The sequence below is a fragment of the Ginsengibacter sp. genome, from assembly GCF_057362405.1.
Map to the genome: position 1 here is coordinate 1 of NZ_JBMQQG010000236.1, position 5,226 is coordinate 5,226.

The 5,226-nt window shown below is 40.6% G+C and carries 6 protein-coding genes; 3 read left to right on the forward strand and 3 right to left on the reverse strand.

What is annotated here, in order from left to right:
- Nucleotides 1-277 precede the first annotated feature (277 nt).
- Nucleotides 278-874 (forward strand): LpxL/LpxP family acyltransferase, encoded by a 597-nt coding sequence (locus ACO1O5_RS20125; RefSeq protein WP_486273464.1) that lies wholly within the window; start codon nucleotides 278-280, stop codon nucleotides 872-874.
- Between the two features lie 365 nt (nucleotides 875-1,239).
- On the opposite strand, the gene ACO1O5_RS20130 is transcribed toward ACO1O5_RS20125, so the two are convergent.
- The 3 genes from ACO1O5_RS20130 to ACO1O5_RS20140 are packed head-to-tail and all read right to left on the reverse strand — an operon-like array spanning nucleotide 1,240 to nucleotide 4,066.
- Nucleotides 1,240-1,920, reverse strand: coding sequence for an ABC transporter ATP-binding protein (locus tag ACO1O5_RS20130; protein WP_486273465.1), 681 nt, complete (start codon nucleotides 1,918-1,920; stop codon nucleotides 1,240-1,242).
- A gap of 1 nt (nucleotide 1,921) precedes the next feature.
- On the reverse strand, nucleotides 1,922-3,181 hold the full coding sequence (locus ACO1O5_RS20135; RefSeq protein ID WP_486273467.1) for an ABC transporter permease: 1,260 nt from the start codon (nucleotides 3,179-3,181) through the stop codon (nucleotides 1,922-1,924).
- Between the two features lie 3 nt (nucleotides 3,182-3,184).
- On the reverse strand, nucleotides 3,185-4,066 hold the full coding sequence (locus ACO1O5_RS20140; protein ID WP_486273469.1) for an efflux RND transporter periplasmic adaptor subunit: 882 nt from the start codon (nucleotides 4,064-4,066) through the stop codon (nucleotides 3,185-3,187).
- Nucleotides 4,067-4,093: 27 nt separating this feature from the next.
- Between ACO1O5_RS20140 and ACO1O5_RS20145 the strand changes: the two genes are divergently transcribed.
- Both ACO1O5_RS20145 and ACO1O5_RS20150 read left to right on the forward strand, forming a co-directional pair.
- Entirely contained in the window at nucleotides 4,094-4,276 is a 183-nt protein-coding gene (locus ACO1O5_RS20145) for a hypothetical protein (RefSeq protein WP_486273471.1), read from the forward strand.
- 432 nt (nucleotides 4,277-4,708) lie between these two features.
- On the forward strand, nucleotides 4,709-5,044 hold the full coding sequence (locus ACO1O5_RS20150) for a transposase (protein WP_486273473.1): 336 nt from the start codon (nucleotides 4,709-4,711) through the stop codon (nucleotides 5,042-5,044).
- The last annotated feature ends 182 nt before the right edge of the window (nucleotides 5,045-5,226 follow it).

Genomic DNA, 5,226 nt, shown 5'->3' on the forward strand with positions numbered 1-5,226 from the left:
CAGAACGTGATTTATTTTGGATTCAATATGTTTTAAAAATAGATGCTAAGTAACGCTCGTGCACAGGTCAGGAGACCTGCGCCAGAACGTGAGTATAGCGATTTTTCAATATTAATTTTTTATGTTGGATCATAAGCCATTATACCTGCTTCTATTATTCGCCACCTGTGGGGTTGTATCCCATTTCTGTGCAAGCCTGCATTATATTATGATACAAATTGGTTTTTTAAATGCGCCGGTCTACGTTGCGAAATATCCAACCAAAAAACTTAAAACTTTGTCTTGCATATGGCATTCAAGACTTGCCAGGAGAATGATATCCTTTTTAGTCAGAACTCCCGCAAGAAAAAATATTCTAAAATTGATAAACTTCAATATACCTATTCCTGTGGATCAAGGTTGTATCATTGTAACATGCCATACGCCATGGAAAAGATTATTGACCCATTGGTGTCTTGAGAGAAAATTTGCCATATTAGTTGGTGGAGGAAAATGGACTGATGGCAGGCGGGTTATTCAAAGAAACGGCGCAGGTATAACAGAGTTGCGAAACCTTGTTAAATATTTACAACTTAAAGGCCGGGTTATTACTAATGCTGATATTTTTAATAATTTATACAATTGTCCGGTAACGTTCCTTGGTAACGAACACAATGCCTCCCTTTTTGCTGAGCGATTGGCTATCTTAACAAAAGTCCCAATCATAACAGTTATACCAAAGTTATCTGATACAATGATTGAATTCACGGCTGGCCCCCAATTCCTGACAACTAATTCGAAATTCAAATTCACTGCAATAACTCGTCAGATTATTTCATTTTTTGAAAGTGAGATTGAAAACAATCCGGCAATCTGGTCGTACTATGTAAAATAACTCCAGCCAGATCAGGTGTTCGCCAAGCTGGCCTGAGCATGTTTAAATAAACAAATCCTTTTTGTGGCCATCTCGTACAAAGTTTAAATAATTAGGGAGCGCTGTGCTTAGTTTCCGCTTCGGCAACAGGGTTTGTAAAACATCCGATAGACTGGAAACACAGCAGCGCTGTCGATTACTATATCCAGGAAGGAAAAGGCTTATTGGAATTAGTTAGATTAGATTAAAGAATGAAATAAGATTTATTTTGGATTAAATATGTTTTAAAAATAGGTAACACCTACGCCGGCTGAAAGGTTCAACATAATCAAAGACTGCTTTTTGAATTTATGAGACTCCGCCTCCCGGGGACGTTATGTTGCTTTCTATTGATGGATAATTCTTCCATCTTCAATTTCGATGATCCTGTCAGTTCTTTCGGCGAAGTCATTGTCATGGGTAACTACCAGTATGGTTTGGTTAAATTGGCGGGTGAGCCGTTGAAAAATACTGAAAATATTATCAGAATTCTTCTTATCTAAATTGCCGGTTGGTTCATCTCCCATAATAATAAGCGGATCATTGATCAGCGCTCTGGCGATAGCGACCCTTTGTTTTTCTCCTCCCGATAATTTATAGGCTTTTTTGGATGCGAGATGGCTAATATTAAGGATATCCAATTTCTCCATTGCCCTTTTCTTTATGTCCTGTTCATTGTATTTATTTAACTTCAAGGCCGGCAACATCACATTGCGCAGTGCGGTAAATTCATTTAGCAGGTAATGAAACTGGAATACGAATCCTATCTTTTCATTTCGTAACCTGGCCAGCTGGGTGTCTTTCTTCCCGCGCATGCTTTCATTGTCTATGATCAAATCCCCTTCATAATCGGTATCCATAGTGGAAAGTATATATAGCAGGCTCGATTTACCACAACCGGATTTCCCAATCACAGCAACAAATTCGCTTTTGATTACACAAAAAGAAATATCATGCAGCACTTTCAACGCCACCGGGTCATAGAAAGTTTTTGATATATTCTTTGCTTCTAAAATCGTTTGGCTCATATTATTTTCCGCGAATGATCACTACCGGGTCCATTCTTCCCGCTTTTTTTGCCGGGAAGTAGCCTGCCAGGTAAGTGGTAAGGAGTGAAAACAAAATACCTATAATATAAAATAACGGGTTATAGTTAACAGGATAGGTCTTTACGGTGGGCAACGCTTCAGTATTGAAGGGAATATGGTTGATACCTTTTGACAACAGAAATCCTGTTAGCAGGCCCACCATTCCACCGCAAAAACCGATCGCCAGGGAGATGGTCAGGAACACCTTTCGCACATCGGCCCCCGAAAACCCGGTAGCCTTTAAGATAGCAATGGAATCCATTTTTTCATAAATCATCATGTTCAGAATATTATAAATTCCAAATCCGGCTACTATTAATAAAGTAATGCCCACGGCATAAGAAATAATATTCCTGACCCGGGTACCTGTTTCAAATTGTGCATTTACCGTCTGAATGTCTTCGGCATCCGCCTGGTAAATCTGCCTGTATTCTTTTGCCACCCCGGGGGCCATTTTCATGTCTTTAAGTTTTATTTTTATGTCAGTGATATAGTTATTAGGTTTCACCAGTATCTTTTGTACCGTGGCTATCGAGGCATAACTCTGCACCTTGTCAAAGTCACTGATGCCGGATTGGTAAAATCCCACCACTTTCAAAAGGTACCGGTCGCCTGCAGCGGTAGTTACAGGAACTACATCACCAATATCCACCAGTAACTTTTCTGCCAATCCCTTTCCCAGGATGATACTGTTATTGATGTTGTTAAGGTCAGCGGCATTCCCATTCACTATATAGTCCGTGAAGGAAAAAAGCCGGCTTTCGCCAGCAACATCAATACCATTAATAATAGCGGAAATCTCTGTAGTTCCGTAGTTGAAGAAAGCCTGGGCTGTTACTGCGGGCGAAAAGCCAACTACCCTGTCATCCTTCCTCAATGATTGCATGATGACCGGGGCATTGTAAATTTCAATGCGGCTGTTGCCTGACTTAACAGAACGGATAAAATTGTAGTACCCCTGGTAGGTCCTTGATTCGTTTATCGGTTGATTTGAGCTGGGTCTTATCTCATTGTACAGCCTTACGTGCGGCGTCCGGTTAAGGAAAAGACCATCCAGTAATTTATTGAGGCCGGTCATGAAGCCCAACAGGGCAATAAACATTGTAATGCCAAATGTTACTCCAATGGCAGCCACTGCGGTTTGCCGCAGGCGGGCCGCCATTAGCGAAGCGGCAATGTTGGTTACCAGTTTATAGTTCATTGGCTACTCTGCAGGTTTATAAATAAGGTCATTGGCCGTAAGGCCGCTAAGGATTTCCACTTTCCGGTAATCCTTTATACCGGTTTTCACTTCTTTTCTTTTATCTTTTTGAATAAGTACCAAAGAGTCATTTATCAAATAATTGCGGGGAATGGTGAGTGCATTCTTTTTTTCCTTTATTATAATATTTGCCTGCGCAGTAAGGTTTGGATATAGCACCTGGGGTTGCTTTGTAAAGGTCGCTTCCACGGTAAATGATTTAGTGCGTTCATTCATGAACGGGTCAATCTTGGAGACCGCACCCTCAAATACTTCCCCCTTATAACTATCGATAGTTACGAGCACTATTTGTCCCAGTTGCACCTTCGCTATATCATATTCATCCACCTGCATTTCCAGTAAAAAAATATAGGCGTCCCCAATAATTCCCAAAGGAGTTTGGGGGTTCACTATTTCGCCCCGCTCCTTTGTCAAGGCATATATCTTGCCGTCAATCTTACTTTCAATTATAAAATCCTTTTCCTTCGTCTGGCTGATGGCCAGGTTATTTTTTGATTGGCCGGCAGTAAACTCCAGTTGTTTAAGCAAATCATTATATTTTAATTTGGCAGATGCCAACGCTGCCTCCGAGTTCCTGAAGGCCACCTCTCTTTGTTCCACTTCGACTTTGGTACCGATATTTTGACTCCATAAATTTTGCTGCCTTCTGAATAATAAAGAATCCTGGCTCTTTTTGATACCTGCCACTGCAATCGTATTCTCCAGGTCAGCCAATTTTTCCCTGTTGGCGTCCACCGCTGAATATGCCGCAGCCAGGGCTGCATTTTTCCGGTCTATTGCCACACTATTATCGGTAATCTGCATAATCGGCGTGCCTGCTTTCACAAGGTCATTTTCGGTTAAATAAATTCTATGAATAATTCCGTTCACCGTGGCATACACCTCGTATTGATCTTTCGATTTTATTATTGCGGAGGCATACACGGACTCCGTGATGTTCTCCCTGATGGGGTGCGTCTTTTCCTGCTTCGGATTGCAGGAGAAAATAACTACGATTCAAAGCAAACAACTTGTTATATTTTTCATTCTTCATAAAGAATACAATCTTCTAAATTAGCACCCCCCCGCCGGGCAGATACTGACAACAATCAGGATCGCATTTGATTATCCTCAGGTGATGCCTCATAACTATGAGCTCTGTCCCGATAAACCTTTTTATGAACCAAACGAAAACATCTAAGCCTCTGCAGGTATTCCCGTTCCAAATTTAACAAAGGTTCCGACCTTGTAACGCCCCTGGTCTCCCGACCAGCGGGATTATATATTCAACATTAGTTTATTAAGAAAGTTGGTTTGGGCTTGCAAAAGAAAGGTAACACCTACGAGAGCCGAAGCACAAGCATGGCTAACGCACAAGGCTATGCGACAAAACCCTGTTCGTTACTAATAGTTATCGAAACATAAATTAGCAATGTAAAGAAAGTGTGATAACGGTAATTGAACGTTTAGTTTTGGTATATTAACTTAATGAGCAGCAAGTACAAATTTGATGACATCGAAGGCGTGTATTTTGTAACAGCTACTGTTGTAGATTGGATAGATGTGTTTACCCGTGATAGATACCCGGATATTCTTTTAGATAGTATTAGGTTTTGTCAAAAGAATCAGAACCTGCAATTACATGCCTGGGTGGTAATGTCAAATCATTTTCATTTGATTTGTTCGTTTATCAATACTGCAAATCCCGGGTTGGTGATAAAAAATATCAAAAGTTTCACGGCGATGAAATTGATAGATTCCATTATAAACAATCCGCAGGAAAGCAGGAAGGAATGCCTGCCTGCCGTAGGCAGGAATGCTTGACTTATTTGAAAAGAATGGCCAAAGGATGAAAAGTAATTTTCGTTTTCAATTCTGGCAATATGAGAATCATCCGATTTTGCTTATCAGTAAAGAAATGTATAATCAGAGACTTGTGTATTTGCATGAAAATCCTGTAAGAGCAGGGTTTGTAAAACATCCGATAGACTGGAAACACAGCAGCG